At 64.6% G+C, this 17,265-nt stretch carries 18 protein-coding genes; 12 read left to right on the plus strand and 6 right to left on the minus strand.

All coding sequences use genetic code 11. The features are described 5' to 3' along the window. The first annotated feature begins 69 nt into the window (after positions 1-69). Both E0T84_RS06815 and E0T84_RS06820 read left to right on the plus strand, forming a co-directional pair. Complete coding sequence (locus E0T84_RS06815; protein ID WP_371725698.1) at positions 70-1,905, plus strand: S8 family peptidase; 1,836 nt, start codon at positions 70-72, stop codon at positions 1,903-1,905. 16 nt (positions 1,906-1,921) lie between these two features. Continuing rightward, a complete protein-coding gene (locus E0T84_RS06820) occupies positions 1,922-3,265 on the plus strand; it encodes a lipase family protein (RefSeq protein ID WP_138744092.1) in 1,344 nt (447 codons plus the stop codon). A gap of 97 nt (positions 3,266-3,362) precedes the next feature. Here the strand turns inward: E0T84_RS06820 and E0T84_RS06825 are convergent, their stop codons facing one another. Genes E0T84_RS06825 through E0T84_RS06835 form a run of 3 tightly spaced genes read right to left on the minus strand, consistent with a single transcriptional unit; the run spans position 3,363 to position 6,567 of the window. Then, positions 3,363-3,941: a carboxymuconolactone decarboxylase family protein gene (locus tag E0T84_RS06825; protein WP_025239359.1), complete on the minus strand. Its 579-nt coding sequence runs from the start codon at positions 3,939-3,941 to the stop codon at positions 3,363-3,365. Continuing rightward, positions 3,938-5,077: a zinc-binding dehydrogenase gene (locus tag E0T84_RS06830; protein ID WP_051464906.1), complete on the minus strand. Its 1,140-nt coding sequence runs from the start codon at positions 5,075-5,077 to the stop codon at positions 3,938-3,940. The genes E0T84_RS06825 and E0T84_RS06830 overlap by 4 nt, the downstream gene beginning before the upstream one ends. Next, on the minus strand, positions 5,074-6,567 hold the full coding sequence (locus E0T84_RS06835; RefSeq protein WP_025239360.1) for an acetyl-CoA acetyltransferase: 1,494 nt from the start codon (positions 6,565-6,567) through the stop codon (positions 5,074-5,076). The genes E0T84_RS06830 and E0T84_RS06835 overlap by 4 nt, the downstream gene beginning before the upstream one ends. A gap of 84 nt (positions 6,568-6,651) precedes the next feature. Here E0T84_RS06835 and E0T84_RS06840 point away from each other — a divergent pair, with 84 nt between their 5' ends. The 4 genes from E0T84_RS06840 (at position 6,652) to E0T84_RS06855 (ending at position 9,371) form a co-directional block, all read left to right on the plus strand. After that, entirely contained in the window at positions 6,652-7,305 is a 654-nt protein-coding gene (locus E0T84_RS06840) for a TetR/AcrR family transcriptional regulator (protein WP_371725699.1), read from the plus strand. 45 nt (positions 7,306-7,350) lie between these two features. Then, positions 7,351-7,788, plus strand: coding sequence for a PaaI family thioesterase (locus tag E0T84_RS06845; RefSeq protein WP_011560605.1), 438 nt, complete (start codon positions 7,351-7,353; stop codon positions 7,786-7,788). Continuing rightward, a complete protein-coding gene (locus tag E0T84_RS06850; protein ID WP_011560604.1) occupies positions 7,788-8,699 on the plus strand; it encodes an alpha/beta fold hydrolase in 912 nt (303 codons plus the stop codon). The genes E0T84_RS06845 and E0T84_RS06850 overlap by 1 nt, the downstream gene beginning before the upstream one ends. Before the next feature lie 90 nt (positions 8,700-8,789). Next, positions 8,790-9,371, plus strand: a complete 582-nt coding sequence (locus E0T84_RS06855) for a TetR/AcrR family transcriptional regulator (protein ID WP_025239361.1) — start codon at positions 8,790-8,792, stop codon at positions 9,369-9,371. A gap of 16 nt (positions 9,372-9,387) precedes the next feature. On the opposite strand, the gene E0T84_RS06860 is transcribed toward E0T84_RS06855, so the two are convergent. The 3 genes from E0T84_RS06860 to E0T84_RS06870 are packed head-to-tail and all read right to left on the minus strand — an operon-like array spanning position 9,388 to position 12,323. Beyond that, entirely contained in the window at positions 9,388-10,587 is a 1,200-nt protein-coding gene (locus E0T84_RS06860; protein WP_029644203.1) for an NAD(P)/FAD-dependent oxidoreductase, read from the minus strand. After that, on the minus strand, positions 10,584-11,972 hold the full coding sequence (locus E0T84_RS06865) for a cytochrome P450 (RefSeq protein WP_025239363.1): 1,389 nt from the start codon (positions 11,970-11,972) through the stop codon (positions 10,584-10,586). The genes E0T84_RS06860 and E0T84_RS06865 overlap by 4 nt, the downstream gene beginning before the upstream one ends. Positions 11,973-12,002: 30 nt before the next feature. Further along, positions 12,003-12,323, minus strand: a complete 321-nt coding sequence (locus E0T84_RS06870; RefSeq protein WP_005086615.1) for a 2Fe-2S iron-sulfur cluster-binding protein — start codon at positions 12,321-12,323, stop codon at positions 12,003-12,005. A 114-nt stretch (positions 12,324-12,437) separates the two neighbouring features. Between E0T84_RS06870 and E0T84_RS06875 the strand changes: the two genes are divergently transcribed. The 6 genes from E0T84_RS06875 (at position 12,438) to E0T84_RS06905 (ending at position 17,238) form a co-directional block, all read left to right on the plus strand. After that, complete coding sequence (locus tag E0T84_RS06875; RefSeq protein ID WP_025239364.1) at positions 12,438-13,442, plus strand: AraC family transcriptional regulator; 1,005 nt, start codon at positions 12,438-12,440, stop codon at positions 13,440-13,442. A 282-nt stretch (positions 13,443-13,724) separates the two neighbouring features. Next, positions 13,725-14,891, plus strand: a complete 1,167-nt coding sequence (locus tag E0T84_RS06885) for a thiolase family protein (protein WP_011560598.1) — start codon at positions 13,725-13,727, stop codon at positions 14,889-14,891. Beyond that, the gene (locus tag E0T84_RS06890; RefSeq protein WP_138744093.1) at positions 14,888-15,325 is read left to right on the plus strand and encodes a Zn-ribbon domain-containing OB-fold protein; all 438 of its coding nucleotides are present in this window, start codon (positions 14,888-14,890) and stop codon (positions 15,323-15,325) included. Before E0T84_RS06885 ends, E0T84_RS06890 begins: the two co-directional genes overlap by 4 nt. Next, positions 15,322-16,365, plus strand: a complete 1,044-nt coding sequence (locus E0T84_RS06895) for an LLM class flavin-dependent oxidoreductase (RefSeq protein WP_014382413.1) — start codon at positions 15,322-15,324, stop codon at positions 16,363-16,365. Before E0T84_RS06890 ends, E0T84_RS06895 begins: the two co-directional genes overlap by 4 nt. After that, entirely contained in the window at positions 16,358-16,816 is a 459-nt protein-coding gene (locus E0T84_RS06900) for a MaoC family dehydratase N-terminal domain-containing protein (protein ID WP_011560595.1), read from the plus strand. Before E0T84_RS06895 ends, E0T84_RS06900 begins: the two co-directional genes overlap by 8 nt. Continuing rightward, complete coding sequence (locus tag E0T84_RS06905) at positions 16,813-17,238, plus strand: dihydroxy-acid dehydratase (protein ID WP_011560594.1); 426 nt, start codon at positions 16,813-16,815, stop codon at positions 17,236-17,238. Before E0T84_RS06900 ends, E0T84_RS06905 begins: the two co-directional genes overlap by 4 nt. Positions 17,239-17,265: the final 27 nt, after the last annotated feature.

The raw sequence follows: 17,265 nt of genomic DNA on the forward strand, positions 1-17,265 counted from the left end.
CGGGCTCGGCTGAGCGACGATCAATCGACGCAGGAAAACCTGTGGTGGCGGAGTGTGCCGAGGAGCGCGGTGAGTTCAACTGGGGATGTCTGGGCAGATCGGGTGCTGGCGGCGCTGGGGGATCTGAAGGGCGGCACGACCGCTGACATGACGTCGTTGGCCGAGGCCGTCGCTGCCAGGTTCGCCTCGACATTCACCGAGCGCGACCGGCAGTACGAGAACGCCAATCCTTACTGGCACAACCGGGTTCACGATGCCGTCACGTTGCTGCGCAGACGCAAGCTGATCGCGCCGAAGGCGGCCAATAGCGACGCGGTGCGGTTGAGCGCGGCGGGCCGCGACGCCGTGGCGGGTGCCCGGGACCGAACCGAGGTGGCGGCTGCGCCGCGGGTGCGGGCCGTCGCTCCCTCGCCCGAGGGGGTACCGGCCACGGAGGTCGGGACTACCGAACCGCCCAAACGCGATCCGGTTCTCGCCAGCGTCGTGACACCGCCGTTGCGCACGACGATGGCACGGGAGAGCACCGACACCCCGATACCGATCATGATCGAACTCAACCTGACCTTTCAGCCGTCGGTTGCCGCCGCGATCGAGCGGGTCGTGCGGTTGTGGGAGCTGGTCGGAGGGGCGGGGACACCCGTGCCACTGGCCGACCAGTTCATGGCCGGTGAGCTCACGTCCGACCAGATCAAGTCGCTGGTTTCCGCGGACGCCGTCCCGCAGTCCTGGCCCGAGCGGGCGGTCTACCGGATCTGGCCGGACTTCGAGGTGCACCCGCAGATCGATGCCTCCTCCGCCACCATCAAGGCCGTCGCCGCACAGCGGTCATTCGCCAGCTTCGGCGAGGGAATCGTGTGGGCTGTAGTCGATTCCGGTATCGACGAGAAGCACGCGCACTTCGCGGCGCATCAGAACCTGAGTGATCCGGCGGTGGTCGATCTGCATCACGACTTCACCGGAGGCAATGCCCCGCTGACCGACACCGACGGGCACGGCACGCACGTGGCCGCGATCATCGCCGGCGGGTTGGTGGACCGCAAACCCGAAGATGTCGTGGTGGTCGAGAAGCGGCTCAATGACCCTGAGCACGGCGGCGATCCGATCACTGCGCCGCGCACCGTGGCCGACCCGTCGCGGCTGGCGGGCATGGCGCCGAAAGCCAAGTTGGTGAGCCTCAAGGTGCTCGGCCGCGGTGATGAGGCCTCCAGGGTGAGTCGGGTGATGCAGGCGTTGGCCTACGTTCGGAAACTCAACGCCGGCAGTGAGCGGGTGCCCCGGATTCACGGGGTGAACCTCAGCCTCGGCTACGAATTCGACGCCGAGTGGTACGCCTGCGGTCAGAGCCCGATGTGCATCGAGGTCGACAAGACGGTGCGCTCAGGCGTGGTGGTGGTCGTGGCCGCGGGAAATTCCGGTTACGTGTCACTGAATACCGCATTCAGCAAGGACTCGGTCAAGTTCACCGCCGACATGACGATCAACGACCCGGGCAACACGGAGAGCGCGATCACCGTCGGCTCCACCCACCGGAGTTCGCCGCACACCTTCGGTGTCTCGTATTTTTCGTCGCGCGGCCCCACCGGGGACGGTCGGCGGAAACCGGACCTGGTGGCACCCGGCGAACGCATCACCTCGGCAGCAGCCGGGAGCCGCCGGGAGAAGGTCACCAATCAGATCACTGTGGCCGATGACGTGCCGGTCTACGTCGAGGAAAGCGGAACCAGCATGGCGGCACCGCACGTATCTGGCGCGATCGCCGCGTTTCTCTCGGTTCAGCGCGAGTTCGTCAGCGAGCCGCAGGCGATCAAGCGCATCTTCGTCGAGTCGGCGACCTCGCTGAACCGGGACCCGGCATTCCAGGGCAGCGGCCTGCTGGATCTGATGCGTGCCCTGCAATCGGTGTGACCTGAAAGGGGATTCGATGACCGACAATGTGGCAGAACGGATCTGGCGCCTGGTGTTCGATGCCGACGGCGATCCCGACCCCGCCGTGCTGGCGGACCTCAAGCAGCGCATCGGTGCGGCGGGGTTGACCGATCTGATCATCTTTTCCCATGGCTGGAACAACGACGAGGCAGCCGCGGCGAGTTTGTACGACCGGTGGTTCGGGCTGCTGGCACCGCAACTCGACCCGGCCCGCAGGGTCGGCTTCGTCGGAGTGCGGTGGCCATCGCAGCTCTGGCGCGACGAGCCGATCCCGGATTTCTCCGCGCCGGCACACGACGGCGGCGGTGCGGCCGCACTGGGCGACGAGGCGGCCCCGGTGCCTGCCGGGCCGGCGACCATCGACCCGGCCCAACTCGCTGAGCTCAAGGACATGTTCCCGCACGGCAAGCAGCAGTTGGACAAGCTCGCCGCCCTGCTGGCTGCCCCGCCGGACACCGATCGCCTGCCGGAACTGCTCGACGCGATGCGGGAGTTCAGCGCGGCCACCCAGACCGGATTCGACGACGGCGAGGCCGACGAGCCGGACGCCGGGCCGGGGATGCTCGCACCCGACCAGGACCCGGAAAAGCTGTTCACCACCTTCGCCGATGAATTGGCCTCCGCTGGTGTGGAATTCGGCGATGACGGCGGGGGAGCGGCTGGACTGGGTGACATCGCGGGGCGGTTGTGGCACGGCGCCAAGGAGGCGTTGCGCCAACTGAGTTACTGGAAGATGAAGAACCGCGCCGGTGTGGTGGGACGGCAGGGGCTCGGACCGGTCATCGATCAGCTTCACGCGGAATTCCCCGAGCTGCGGATACACCTGGTCGGCCACAGCTTCGGCGCCCGGGTGGTGTCCTATGCCCTCGCGGGGATGAGTGATGTCCGACCCTCACCGGTGAAGGCGGTGACCCTGTTGCAGGGGGCGTACTCCCGGTTCACCTTCACCGAGCGGCTGCCGTTCCGGAGGGGCTCAGGTGAGCTGACGGGGCTGCTCAACCGCATCGACGGGCCCCTGACGGTCTGCTTCTCCAGCCATGACCGGGCCCTGGGGACGTTCTACCCACTGGCCTCGGCCGCGGCGGGCGAAGATGCGGCAGCGGTCGAAGATCCGTTGTTCCGCTGGCGGGCCATGGGTTCGCACGGGGCATACCAGTCACCAACCCAGAGCCTGGGTGCCGAGGGTGCGAGCTACCCGTTTCAGACGGGACAGATCCTGAACCTGAACTCGTCGGATGTGGTGGCCAAGGACGAGGGACCATCCGGCGCGCACAGCGACATCTTCCACGAAGAATTGACCTGGGTTGCCGCGGCTGCCGGGAAATTGAACCCGGTTTGAGTGTGTCCGAGGGGGGACTTGTCCGTCTACGACACGGGTCGTGGTCTGGCGATTGGGGCGCTGACCGCTTCGGTCAAGCACCGGTCCACGTTTTTGCTCAATCGCGACGCTGAGGAGCTCGCCCATCGGGCGGCCAGCCGTCGGTACCGGACTCAAGCGGAATATTCAGAGATCGAAGCAGGATCGAAAAGAGCCGCCAATTGGCGATTGCTCCGACAAGTTCGACCAAAACCGCGTGATCGCTATTGAATGCCTTCTGGCACCCAGCCCAGTTTTCCTCGGAGATGACCCCGTCGCGTACCACATCATCGGTCGCTGCGAGGACCGCACGCTCGACTGGCCCGAGGCTTTCGGAATTCTGCCAGTCGCGCACCGCGAGGAGATCAGGCTCAGGCACGCCGAGCAGTGTGGCGATTCGCCAATGTTGAGTCCATTCGTATTCGGAGCCAGTGATCCAGCCGATGCGCAAGATGACCAGCTCGCGTAGCCGCGCGTCAAGGGAACCGCGGAAGAGTAACGCGTCCAGCAGCCCATACAGCGCAACCGCCACACGCGGCTGATGAAGTGCCACGCGGAATACCGACAGTTCTGCCAACTCTTCGGGCAACCCACATTCGGCAGCTCGCAGCTGGGCCTGCTCACGGTCGAGCATCGGTACGCGTTCCGCCATGGTCACGGGTGGCCCTCTCTGTTGAACCTCTGCCCACGCCGTTCGGGCGTGGGCAAAAAGACGTTGTGCAGCGCCCCACTTGATCGGGCACTTTCATCTGCAAGCGAAGTGAGCAGCTGCGCGAGCCCAGCGAAGCCGGTTGATTCTCTGGTGATCCGGTCGAACGGCCAGCGGCCCATGGCGAGAATCTCGAGGGCTGCCCGGTAGGCGGGATACTCCACGCCGAGTGCGCCTACGACGTGTAATTCTTTATAGACCAACAAGTCTGGTTCAAACCGGGGCGCGCCGCCTCCTCCGCGGGTGCCGGCCACCACAATTGTGCCGCCGGGCCTGGCAAGGCCGACGGCATCGGCGAACGCGGAGGGTGCTTTAGCGGTGACGTCGACGACCACGTCGGCAAGCCGTCCGCCTGTCTCACGCTGGAGCGCGGTCGCTGCATCGTCCTGCGATACATCGATGGGCAGGTCGACACCGAATGATCTGGCTATGGCCAGTCGTTGTTCGTCGCGTGGGCCTACGCCGGTCATCGCGACGAACGCGGCTCCCGCCTCTTTGGCCGCCACCGCCGCACAGATTCCGCGGATGCCGGGCCCCAGGATCGCTACGACGTCCCCGGCCTTGGTGTCGGGAAGAGTCGCCCCCCATTGGATACCGGCCCCGAGAGGGTTGAACAACGTGGCGAGAACGGGGTCCATGTCTTCGGCAATCGGGAGCAGCATCGCGTCCCACGGAAGCTCCACATGGGTGGCGTATCCGCCCCATAAGCCCGCGCCGATCTCCACGTCGACGAACCCGAACATGGTGGCGATGCCGTTCACCGCGCACCGCCGGTATTCGCCGCGGCGGCACTCGGGGCAGTCTCGGCAGGACCGGAACACCTCAACGGCCACGCGCTGGCCGGCTTGTACACCCCAGCGTTGGCCGGCCGCAGCGCCGACATGTTCGACGATGCCGACGATTTCGTGCCCTGGAACGAATGAGAAGCCGGCAGGCAGGTGTCCGGTGAATTGTTCGTGATCTGTTCCGCACAGACCGCATGCTTCAACTCGCAGGATCGCACCCCGGTCGCCGACGTCGGGGATGGTCATCTGGCGCCGCTGCAGACTCCGCGGTCCGGTCAGCACCATCGCCTCGGCGATCATGGAAGCTCGAACCCGGTGAACGACCCTGTGTTTCGGAGGCACACCGTTTTACCTACGTACATTTCCGCGCCCATCGCCTCGGCGATCTGCGGATCGTCGCTGCGTGCGACGACTCTTTGCCCGTCGGACAGGTGCGCGATGATCGGAGTCCATCGAGGTTGGCCGTCTCGGTCGTAGACGACGGTGTATCCGTCGACTGTCGCGCAACCGGTCGCCTCGTCGGCGCCTGCGACGGCCAGCCGCGATGAATCGATTTGAGCTTGTTCGACCGCCGTGTCGAGCAGTCGCCACCCGGCTGGTGGCGGGGTGGCCGACCACACACCGACCGAATGCTTGGTCGAATACCACCCGAGGCCGGTGACGAGTCCGGCATCGGTTGGGTCGCGTCGGCACCGTCGGACCATCTCCACGATCGAGTGGCTGACGTAATTGTTTCCGGGACCGCCGTGATAAGGCAGGCCTCCGGTTACTGTGAGGCCTCTGTCGTCGAGGGGGTCCAAGTCGAGAGCCTCGGCAGCCATCTCAATTGCCGACGGGAAGCAGGAGTAGAGGTCGAACCACCGGATGTCGTCGGTGGTCAACCGGCCCGCATCGAGAGCCTTCCGTGCCGCTACCTCGATACCCGATGAGCGGCTGAGGTCCGGCCGTTCCACGGGGAAGTACACGTCGTTGCAAGTCGCTGCTGACCAGGGAAAGACCCAACGATCGCGCGCGACGCCTAATTCGTCCGCCACCTCGGCCGCCATGAGAATGAAGGCGGCAGCCATGTCGACGGACATGATGCTGTTGAGCAGCTTGGGATAGGGCAAGCAGACCATGCGGTTTTCCGCGGTGACTTCGCTGAGTTCGGTGGCACTTCGTGCGCGTGGGAACCAGGCCTGTTCCGGATGGCGTGCCGCCTCGGCTGTGAACGGGGCCATCAGCGTGCCCAGCCACTCCCGTTGAGCATCGAAGTCGCGGCCGTGGCGCGCGGCGATCGCGGACTCGAAGATGGGATACACCTCGTGCGGCCAACTCAGACCCACCGACAATTCGGCTTGACTCAGCCCGGGGCGGGCGTCGCCCAGGGATTCGTCGTCGGAGCGGGGTGGGGGCGGCGAGTCGAGAAGTTCCCCGCCCTGAAGCTTGCGTGCGGAATGCCCGCTCTCCGCCCCGACGACCAGGACGACATCTGCACGGCCTTCGCCTATTTCGCCACCCAACACTTCGACGAGATACTGCGGGGTGTTTCCGCCGACGGGACAGCTGATGCGGCGGGCGGGACTGATGTGCATCGCTTCGGCGATCCTGCTGGCGGGATTGTCGCGCGGTATGACCAGGATGCCCGGAGTCGCGACGGTGTCGATGCGCCGCTCGACCGGGCGACTTGCGTCTTTGACCGCGCGGCGTGCGGCTTCTACCGCCAAGTCGATCGGGTCCACGAAGTCGTTCCCGCGATGGGTAACTTCGCCCACGCCGACGACAACCGGGGTACGCGCTTCTACCAACATCGGCATCGGCATCCGCTCAGGGCCACGGGGCTGACTTGAGACATAACTGCGATGGTGTCATGTGCGTGGGCAAGTCACAATGGTGTGCGCTCGCGGCATACTAGCTGTGTGTCGACGAGGTTGTTGAGATGGGGCGCCGCCGCGCCGACAGATCGTGGGTCCGCTCGCGACCGGTTGCTCGATGCTGCCGAGCGGTGCCTCGAGAGTTGCGGTGTGGTGGGCACGACCATGGAGGACATCGGCAGAACAGCGGGTGTGTCCAGGGCAACGGTGTATCGCTACTTCCCCAGTCGGGAGGCGGTGATGTCGGGTGTCATCATTCGCGCCGCCGAGCGCTATCTCGACCGCATCAGCCCGCGGATCGCGGCGCACGCCGACCTGGGCTCCGCGCTCGTCGATTTCGTGGAATACACGGTTGAGGCCGCGCGCCGCGAAGAGATCATCGGATTGTTGTTCGGCAGCGACGAGGAACTCGCCGGCGTGGGTCTCGCGGCGGGGACCTCGACGTCCCTCTTCGAAATCGTCACCGAATTTCTGCGTCCCATCTTCACCAGACACTGGAGTTGCGTGGAACCGGGCGTCTCCGTCGACGACGCCGCCGAGTGGGTTGTCCGCACGATATTGAGCCTGCTGACTGTTCGAGGGCCGCGGGAGCGCAGTCGTGACGGACTCCGGGCGTTTCTGTCGAGGTTTCTCCTTCCGGCGATCCTGGCGGGTGACCACGCTCGACCGATGTGACATCTATGGCGTAATGTCTCGACGGCAGATGAGGTAGGAGGGCCTGTGCAATTCACCACGTTCAACGAACAGGTCGCTGAGCAACTAAAGAGCGCAGCAGAAACCACGGGCGGGTTGGCCGGTTACCTCGGCTTCCGTCACACCGAATTCACTGCGGGACGGCTCGTCGCGGAGATGGACGCACGCGACGACCTGAAGACGCCTTTCGGGAACCTGCATGGGGGCTGCTTATCGGCCATGGTCGACCACTGCCTCGGAGTGGTGTTTTATCCCGTGATTCCACTGGGATCTTGGGTCGCGACAACGGAGTTCAAACTGAATCTGCTTCGTCCGGTCTCTAGCGGCACCTGTGTAGCCACAGCCGAGATCATCTCGCTGGGCAGAACCAGCGGTGTGGCGCGTATCGACATCTGCAACGACGGCAGAGCGGTGTGTGCGGCCCAGGGAACCGTCACCGTCGTCGCACCGAAGACGAGCTCCTGATGTCGGCAAAGAGAACAGGCGATTCGTCGGCTCCTGTGGTCGAGCGCGTGCCCACGGCGGACGGGCTGACGCTGGCGGTCGACCTCTACCGCTGTGATGCGCCGCGGGCGGTCGTGTTGCTCCTTCACGGCGGAGGTCAAAGCCGACACGCCTGGGACGTCACCGCCCAACGCCTGCACCAGCGGGGCTACACGGTGGCCGCGTACGACACCAGGGGACACGGGGACAGCGACTGGGACCCCGACGGACGCTACGACGGGGACCGGCTTGGATCCGACCTATTGGCCGTGCGCTCATACGCCGATTCCGGCCGCCCCGTCGCCGCGATCGGCGCCTCTCTGGGCGGCTTGACCATTCTCGGAACACACTTGCTCGCCCCGCCGGACCTATGGCAGGCCGTCGTCCTGGTTGACGTCACTCCGCGAATGGAGATGGAAGGCGCCCGACGAGTCGTAGCGTTCATGTCGGCACACCCCGAAGGTTTCGACAGCCTAGAGTCGGCCGCTGACGTGATCGCCGCCTACAACCCGCACCGCCCTCGCCCCGAAAACCTCGACGGCCTCCGAAAAGTCCTCGCCCGTCGCGAAGACGGTCGCTGGGCCTGGCGATGGGATCCAGCTTTCGTGACGTCGAATTTCCAGTTCCTGCAGGGTGATCCAGACGAAGGCGCTAAAGACTTCGACATGATGAGCGCGTTCCTTCTTGATGGTGCGAGGCAGGTGTCCGCGCCAACGCTGCTGGTCCGGGGCCTACTATCTGACATGGTCTCCGAAGAGACAGTAAAGCATTTCCTGACCGTCGTTCCGCACGCGCAAACCGTTGACGTATCGGGCGCGGGACACATGATTGCCGGCGACAACAACGACGCATTCTCGACGGCGGTCGTCGAATTCCTCGACAGGACCACATGAACCCTGCTGTCGGTTGACTGCCCATGTAGGGCTGGCGCCTATCCTGCTCCTATGCCAACTGAACCAGCGCGGGTGTCTTTCCGCCGGCATGTGCGCGAAAAGGTTTTGAGGGCGACACGAGAACTCGCCATCGAGAAGGGCTGGGATCAGGTCCGGATGAGCGAGGTTGCCGAATCGGTCGGCGTCTCCCGCCCGACGTTGTACAAAGAGTTCGGCGACAAACAGGGGCTCGGCGACGCGCTTGTGGTGTCGGAGGGCCAGCGCTTTATGGAAGGCATTCTTGCCGTCCTTGCCGAACACGTGGGCGACGTGCGGGGCGGCATCACCGCAGCGGTGCAATTCACCCTCTGTGAAGCAGAAGACAGCCCGCTCCTCAAGGCAGTTCTGACGTCCAACCCTTCGGGGAATGATCGCGGTGGCTCGTCGTCTACTGGAGTCCTACCTCTTCTGCCGACGTCGGCTTCCCTGCTTCAGCTCTGCTCCGCGGCTCTGATCACGTGGTTTAACGACCACTTCGACGATCTCGATTCCGAAGACGTTGAGGAGGTCGCAGATGTTCTGGTGCGACTGACAGTGAGTCATGTTGTACTCCCAGCCGCGGACATCGCCACCACCGGTGAGCGGATCTCCCGCGTAGCACTCAGGTACCTGGGAGTTGTCCACAGTTTGTAACTAGCAAGCTCTCGTGTCAGATCGAGCCGGCGAGGAGCTCTGAGCGGTCAACTCGGAGCTGCTGGCTGATGGCCCGCTTACTGGACATGAAATCGCGAGGACGATTGACGCAGTCGGCGGCGATGAGTTCGCCCTCGCGGAAGTAGAAGCAGCTGAAGTCACGCTCACGCGACGGGTCACCACTGAGCAACACTTCGTCGTACCCGGCGTTGAGACCTGCAATCTGGAGTTTGAGATCGTACTGGTCGGACCAGAACCATGGAAGCGCAGCGATTGCGCTGTGTTTTCCGCAGATTGTCGCCGCAGCGATCTTGGCCTGCTCGCCGGCGCTCGATACGGATTCCAAACGAATACGCGAGCCGTATCGAGCCATGGTGTGGCTGGTGCAGTCGCCGGCGGCCACGATGTCGGGGTCGCTGGTGCGGGCCTGGTCGTCGATCACGATGCCGTTGTCGACGGATAATCCTGCGGCCGAGGCGAGCTCGGTGTTCGGCACCACACCGACGCCGACGATGACCAAGTCGGCGGGGATCGGTTCGCCGTCAGCCAGCACCACCTCCTGCACCCCACCGTTACCGAAGAAGGCTTCGACGAGAGCGTGTGTTCGGATCTCCACTCCCTCGCCGTTGTGGATTCGGGTGTAAAACGCGGAAACCTCCGGCGCGGTGACCCGTTCGAGTACACGCTCGGTTGCCTCGAGGACGGTGACGTTCATGCCGAGCGAACACAGCGAGGCCGCCGTTTCCAACCCGATGTAACCGCCGCCCACGATCACAACCCTCCGACCCGGTGTAGCGGCGGCACGGATCAACTCGACGTCTGCAGCGGTACGCAGGTAGTGAATTCCGGGAAGATCCACCCCTGGTGTGGGGAGTCGTCTGGCCCTTGCACCGGTGCACAACGCGAGCTTGGTGTACGTCAGCGTGTCGCCGGTGCTCAGAGACACACGCTTGGCACTCCGGTGGATCGCCTCCACGGTCGCATTCAAGAGTCGAATGTGCTGCTTTTCGTAGAAATCAGCGCCGCGAATCAGGAGGTCGTCGAGGCCGTTCTTGCCGGCCAGGTATCCCTTCGACAACGGAGGCCGGTGGTAGGGCAGTCCCCCCTCGTCGCCGATGAGCACGACCTCCCCAGACCACCCCTCCCTTCGAAGATTAGCTGCCAACTGCGCGCCGGCGTGGCTCGCGCCGACGATCACCGCTCGTTCGGGAGTCACGCACTTGGCCTGGGAGTGAGGCGAACCATCAGCTTGCTGATACCCCTGACGAAATTCGATTGCACATACTCGGGTTCGCCGACCACCTCGATGTTCTCAAAGCGAGGGAGCAATTCCTCCCACAGGATTCGAAGCTGCAACTCAGCAAGTCGGTTTCCCATGCACCTGTGCACGCCGAACCCGAACGAGATGTGATTGCGGGCGTTGCTCCTATCGATGATCAACTCATCGGCCCGCTCGAAGACACGCTCATCGCGGTTACCAGAGGCGTACCACATCACGACCTTGTCGCCCTTGCGGATGAATTGCCCGTTCAACATGATGTCTTTTTTCGCGACTCGGCGCATGTACGCCAACGGGGTCTGCCAGCGAATGATCTCGGATACCATGTTGGGAATCAGGTCAGGGTTCGCCTTCAACTTCTCGAACTGATCGGGGAACTGGTTCAAGGCGAGAACCCCTCCGCTCATCGAGTTGCGAGTCGTGTCGTTTCCCCCGACGATCAGCAGTACCAAATTGCCGAGGAATTCCATCGGGCGGTCGATGAGATCCTTAGTGTCCTCGTTGGCCTGCAGCATCGTGATCAGATCGAAGCCCGGTCGCTCCCCGTTGGCGGTACGGGCCGCCTTGTCATGCCAGAGAGCGCTGAGCCCCTTCGCCATGTCGACCATGCCACGAAACACTCTGTCGTTGTCGGAAGGACCACCATTGGCTTGCTCCATGGAGGTGGCGAGGTCCGACCATTCCACGAGCTTGTGCCGCTGCTCGTACGGGAAGTCCAGCAGGGTCGCGAGCATGCGCGCTGTCAGTTCGATGGAGACGTGGTGCACCCAATTGAACGGCTGATCCACCGGTAGATCGTCCAGCACTTCCTGGACACGCGAGCGGATCAGCCCCTCCATCTCGCGCAGGTTCTTCGGCGCGACAACCCCTTGGACGGAAGCGCGCTGCAAGTCGTGTTGTGGCGGATCCATCGCGATGAACATGGCGATGTCCATAAAGCGAGGCGGTCTCCCGATGATGATGAACGGCTCTGCGGAGAAAGCCTCGTGGTTCTTGTCGACGGCGATGATGTCCGCGTGGCGGGTCACCGACCAGAACGGGCCGAACGGACTGTGAGCCTGGTAGTGCACCGGCGCCTCGTTGCGCACGCGTTCGAAGTAGGACTTCCAGCGGCCTTGGCGGTAGAGGAACGGGTTGCTGAGATCGATGTCGGCGATATCGATGTCCTCGACCGGAGGAATGGGCGTCTCGGTGAAGATCTTCTTACCATTGGTTCCGGTTACCCACCGGCGTGTCTTGTCGTAGAGGTGTGCGCCGCGGATTTGCAGCTCCAGAGGCACGGCAGACTGGGCTTTGGCGGCCACTGCCGCGGGAATACTCATTATTGTTTCCTCCAAATCCATGGCGTTGTTTCAGAGCTGGAACTCAGGTAGCTCGACCGTCAAGCCATCCCATGCCTCGGAGGCGGCCATCTGGCAGGACAGCCTCGACGTCCGCTGACGCTCGGGGTTCATCGCGAGCATCTCCTCTTCGTTGGCGCCGCAGAGTCCCACCGTGTCCGACCACTCGGGAGCGACGATCACGTGGCACGTTCCGCATGCGGCTTCCCCTCCACAATCGCCGTCGATGCCGGGCACCGCGTTGTTGACCGCAATCTGCATCAAGGACTGCCCTTCGGCCAAGGGGGCTTCGTACTTCTCGCCGTCATGAGAGACGAAGGTGACGACTGCCATGATTAACTCTCCTCAATCTGGAACTTCTCTTTTTAGTGTTGTCGCGCGTGACCAGCGTCGCTAGGCTCGCAGGAGTCAAAGAGTTGTATTTTTAGCTCACGCGCAGGGAGGCACGTGAAACTCGACGACTCGGGTATGCCAGCGCTGGCTTTCCTGCAGATGCTGGACAGTGAGTCGCTGGGGCATGACGCCAGCATTGCGCTGCGCAGCATCATGGTTCGCGAGCACGTCACCGAGTCGATGTTGGTGGGCCGCGACGCGCAGGTCCCCTTACGGTGGTTCAGGGAGATATATTCCGATTTCGATTGTGATCAGGGAACCCGTCTGGGTTTCGCGTTCGCTGAACACGCCAAACTGACGTCCTTTGGGGCACTCAGTGTTCCCTTGGTCAGCGCGGGCTCGGTAGCCGAGGTTGTCGAGTTGCTTGCTTATCTGCCGGTGATCACCACAGCCCTCAGCCCGTCGTTCCATTCGACGGAACGCGGCCTCACGATCGGGCTCACCGGTCGCACCGGTGACGCGGGCCTGAACTGCCTGGCCGTCACCTACGGTGGGCTGGCGCTGTTGCGTCTGCTCGACATGCTCGCGGGTGCCGTACCGAATATTGAACTGCATCTGAGTCATTCAGCGCCGGAGTCGTGGGTTCTTCATGACGAAGTGTTGGCGGGTCGGATCTTCTTCGACGCCCCCAGCTCGTTCGTCCACGTTCCCGCGGCTACGCTGGAGGAGGTCTGTCGATTCTCCGATCCTGTGGCGTACCGGATTGCCGTCACCGATTTGCAGCGAACTCTCGATCAACGACGTGACACGTCGGTCTCCGAAAAAGTAAGGGACCTGCTCGAGAAAGATCCCGGAAAAACGAACATCAGCCGGACGGCGGGCGAGCTCTCGATATCCCCGAGCACGTTGAAGCGGCGCCTCAGCGAAGAGGGGACCACCTTTCGAGAATTACGTCAGTCGTTCTTGCAGGAGCGAGCAATTCTGCGACTTCTCGACAGATCGGTGTCTGTAAGCGAGATCGCGGCAGAACTCGGGTACGCGGACCTCACGAACTTCACACATGCCTTCAAACGGTGGACCGGTCGGTCACCGCGCCACTTCAGAAAAACGCGCGACTGAGCGCGCAAAGTTCCGCCCGGGCGCGTGCCGGGCGTCCACCGGAACCAGCGGGCTTCGCGATCGGCCTCATCTGTCACCTGGACATCGTCGAGAAACGACACGATCGGCGCGGGTTTCGGTCATCGCAGCACCCTCTTGGGAAGAGGCGCAACGACATCCAGAGAATCCATACCGCGCTGGCGGCGGGTGCGGGCCGGGGGTGACGCGGACCCCCTAGTCACGCTATGCTAACCGTCGTTCACGTCGGGACCGGCGTTGAACGCGTGGTCGGAAGGAGTCCGGATGCCACACGACCAGCCGGCCATCATCGGTGCCGCCGAACTCGCTCCAGGAAGAAACGTTCCGTACACCTCCACTGAATTGCATGTGCGCGCCGCGGTCGCGGCTCTCGCCGACGCAGGGGTGGTCCCAGACGAGGTCGACGGTCTCGTGTGCGCCGGGCCGATGACGAACGAGGGTTCGATCTTCCTGTCCGAGGACCTCATGGACTATCTCGGGCTGCACAATCTGAAACTTCAGATGACCTGTCAGCTTGGCGGCGGGACCCATCTCGCCATGACGCGCATGGCGAGTAACGTCATCGCCCGGGGCGAGGCCGAGACGGTGCTGGTCGTGTCGGCGGGCAAGTTTCCACCGATCCGCGATGGCGGGCGCGAACTGATGGCGCTGGTGTGTGACCACGCGTTCGAGATGCCCTATGGACCGTCCGTGCCGGCGCTCTACGGTTTGATCGCGCAGGCCTGGATGCACGAGACGGGACAGGGCAAGGCGGACATCGCCGAGGTCACCGTGTCGCAGGACCGTTGGGCCGCACTGAACCCCGCGGCTATCGCGCACGGCGCTCAACGCCTGACTGTGGAGGACGTGCTGGCGTCCCGGCCGATCGCCGGGCCGTTCCACTTCTACCACTGCTCGATTCCCTGCGAGGGCGGTGGCGCGCTGGTGCTGGGCTCGGCCCGCCGGGCTCGCGCGGGCAAGCACCGGCCGGTGCATTTGCTGGGCTTTGGAGAGGGTCACACCCACGGTTTTCTGACCTCGCTGGCCCGGCCGGGTCGTACCGGGGCCGCCCGTTCGGGTCCGATGGCCTTTGAGCGCTCCGGACGGGCGCCGGCCGACGTCGACATCGCTTTGCTCTACGACGCCTTCGCCTCCAACCCGGCGATGATCCTTGAGGAGGCGGGTTTCGTGAAGCCCGGTGGGGCAGGCGATTTCTACCGTGACGGCTGCGCCGATCCGGGGGGCGACCTTCCGGTGAACACCGACGGCGGCCTAATCCGGTTCGGGCACACCGGGACCTCCTCTGGCATTTCGCAGATCCTTGAGGGTTACTGGCAGTTGTCCGGTCGCGCCGAGGGCCGTCAGGTGCCCGGGGCGGATACCGCGTTCGTGCACAGCTACGGCTCGATGCTGTGCAGTCACGTCAGCATGGTGATGGAGGGAGCGTCATGACCGCAGCTTCGAGTTCTCTCGACGGTCTGCACGATCCTGAGGCGCTGCCGCCGCTGACCGATGTCAACCGTCCCTACTTCGCAGCAGCGGCCCGCGGTGTACTCGTCTTCCAGCGGTGCGCGAACGACCACCCTTTCCTCTACCCGCGGCTGGTGTGTCCCGTCTGCCATGACGGTGAGTTGGCCTGGGAGACCGCGGAGGGTACTGGTGAGATCGTCAGTTTCGCGCCGGTGTACCGCCCCCCGTGGGACTCGTTCCCGCGCAGCGAGCCGTACGTCGTCGTGCTCGTTCGTCTGGACGAGGGGCCGCAGTTGTTGGCCAGTCTCGAGGGCGTGGCCCCAGATGAAGTTGCGATCGGGGCGAGAGTGCGCGCAGTGTTCGAGCGGGTGAACGAGGACCTTGGGCTGGTCCGATTCAGGCTGGCGGCGTCGTGACCACGTACGGGGTCTCGGTGCTCGGCGCGGACTTGGCCACCCTTGTCGAGACCGCCGAGGCTACCGACCTCGCCGGCTTCGACGCCGCCTGGGCCTCGGAGTTCTACTCGCGCTCCGGCTCGATCTCGATGGCCGCGATGGCCGCGCGCACAAAGCGCTGCCGCATCGGGTCGTCGATCCTGTATGGCGTCGGGCGCAGCCCGCTCGTGCTCGCCACCGAGGCGCGTGACCTCGACGAGCTTTCAGGCGGGCGCGTCGTACTCGGGCTCGGCAACGGTACACGCCGCATGATGAGCGACTGGCACGGCGTGGAGGACACCTCCGCTCCCGCTCTGCGCATGGAGGAGCTGGTCCCGCTCGTGCGTCGGATCTGGAACCTGCACGAGGGCCCCGTGCGCCATGAGGGGCGCTTCTACCGGATGAATCTCGTCCCAACCGGCGACGTCGCGCCGCCGAAGCGAGCGATCCCGATCATCACCGCGGGCGTGCGTCCGCGGATGTGCGAGGTGGCAGGGCGCGTAGCCGACGGGTTGGCTGGTCATCCGCTGTTCACCACGACTTACGTCGAGGAGGTCGCCCGCCCAGCCGTCGTGCGCGGTGCGGAGCGGGCCGGACGCGATCCCGCCGACATTGAGATCGTCTCGATGGTCATCTGCGCGGTGCACGACGACCCACAGATCGCACGTCGTGAGGCCGCGCAGCAGATCGCGTTCTACTCCTCGGTGAAGACCTACGAGCACGTGCTCGACGTCAGCGGTTTCGCCAGGCAGGCAGCGGCCATCCGCGACGCGTTCGCACGGCGTGACCTGCCGGCCATGTTCGCCGCGGTCACCGACGACATGATCGACGCGATGGCGGTGGCCGGCACCGCCGCCGAGGTCCGAGAAGGGCTGCGCCGCTACGAGGGCGTGCTGGACCACATCGTTCTCTACTCACCCTCGATTGGTCTCGCGCCCGAGCGCATCGCCGAGAACCTCGGCAGCCTCATTCGCGATTGTGCGCCGGCCTTCGCCGGCGGGAAAGGTGACCAGAGTGGCTGACGCATCGCTCATCGGGACGCAACTCGGGAGGACCACGTTTCCCGTCGACCGGTCCAAAGTGCGCGAGTTCGCACTTTCGCTCGGCGACCGCGACCCGATCTACCAGGACGTCGCGGCCGCCCGCGCCGCCGGCTTCGGCGCGATCCCCGCTCCTCCGACCTTCGTCGTCTCCTCGGCTCACTGGCGCGCCGACGACGACATGTTCGGCGCCCTCGGGCTCGACCTGCGACGCGTACTGCACGGTGAGTGCGGCTGGGAGTATTTCGCGCCGGTGTTCGTCGGCGACGAGCTCACCGAGACTCGTCGGGTGTCGAACGTGACCAGCCGCGAGGGGAAGCGCGGCGGCATCATGACAATCGTGACGATCGAGACCGACTTCACCAACCAGCGCGACGAACTCGTCGTGCGCCAGACCGACGTCTTGATCGAAACCGGAGGCTCCACCCAATGACGACATCCCCCGCGCCGGTGGCGTTGGCCATCGGCGACGAGATGCCGACCTCACAGTTCGGCCCGCTGACGCGCTCGCACATCGTTCGCTACGCCGGCTCCGGCGGCGACTTCAACCCGATCCACCACGACGAAGAGTTCGCCCGCGCGGCCGGCATGCCCGGTGTGTTCGGCATGGGACTGCTGCACGGCGGTGTGCTCGCGCAGCGGCTGACCGCCTGGGTGGGGCTGGCCAACATCCGCTCGTTCCGCATCCGGTTCACCGGTCAGGTATGGCCCGGTGACCTGCTCAGCTTCGGCGGCAGGGTCACCGGCGTGCGCGAGGCCGGAGGGCAGCAGGTGGCAGACCTCGAACTCGTGGTCACGCGCCAGACCGGCGAACCCGCGATAAAGGGGAGCGCCGTCGTGCAGGTGACCCGGTGAGCGCGCCAACGAGCGACGTCACCGGCC

This window comes from Mycobacterium sp. DBP42, assembly GCF_005924235.1.
Classification (GTDB): Bacteria; Actinomycetota; Actinomycetes; order Mycobacteriales; family Mycobacteriaceae; genus Mycobacterium; species Mycobacterium syngnathidarum.

What these genes read in the sequence shown, in the direction of transcription:
- E0T84_RS06820 (WP_138744092.1), top strand. Translation starts at nt 1,922, where the DNA reads ATGACCGACAATGTGGCAGAACGGATCTGGCGCCTGGTGTTCGATGCC.
- E0T84_RS06830 (WP_051464906.1), bottom strand. Translation starts at nt 5,077, where the DNA reads ATGATCGCCGAGGCGATGGTGCTGACCGGACCGCGGAGTCTGCAGCGG.
- E0T84_RS06905 (WP_011560594.1), top strand. Translation starts at nt 16,813, where the DNA reads ATGACGACATCCCCCGCGCCGGTGGCGTTGGCCATCGGCGACGAGATG.
- E0T84_RS06885 (WP_011560598.1), top strand. Translation starts at nt 13,725, where the DNA reads ATGCCACACGACCAGCCGGCCATCATCGGTGCCGCCGAACTCGCTCCA.
- E0T84_RS06835 (WP_025239360.1), bottom strand. Translation starts at nt 6,567, where the DNA reads ATGTTGGTAGAAGCGCGTACCCCGGTTGTCGTCGGCGTGGGCGAAGTT.
- E0T84_RS06865 (WP_025239363.1), bottom strand. Translation starts at nt 11,972, where the DNA reads ATGAGTATTCCCGCGGCAGTGGCCGCCAAAGCCCAGTCTGCCGTGCCT.
- E0T84_RS06870 (WP_005086615.1), bottom strand. Translation starts at nt 12,323, where the DNA reads ATGGCAGTCGTCACCTTCGTCTCTCATGACGGCGAGAAGTACGAAGCC.
- E0T84_RS06850 (WP_011560604.1), top strand. Translation starts at nt 7,788, where the DNA reads ATGTCGGCAAAGAGAACAGGCGATTCGTCGGCTCCTGTGGTCGAGCGC.
- E0T84_RS06890 (WP_138744093.1), top strand. Translation starts at nt 14,888, where the DNA reads ATGACCGCAGCTTCGAGTTCTCTCGACGGTCTGCACGATCCTGAGGCG.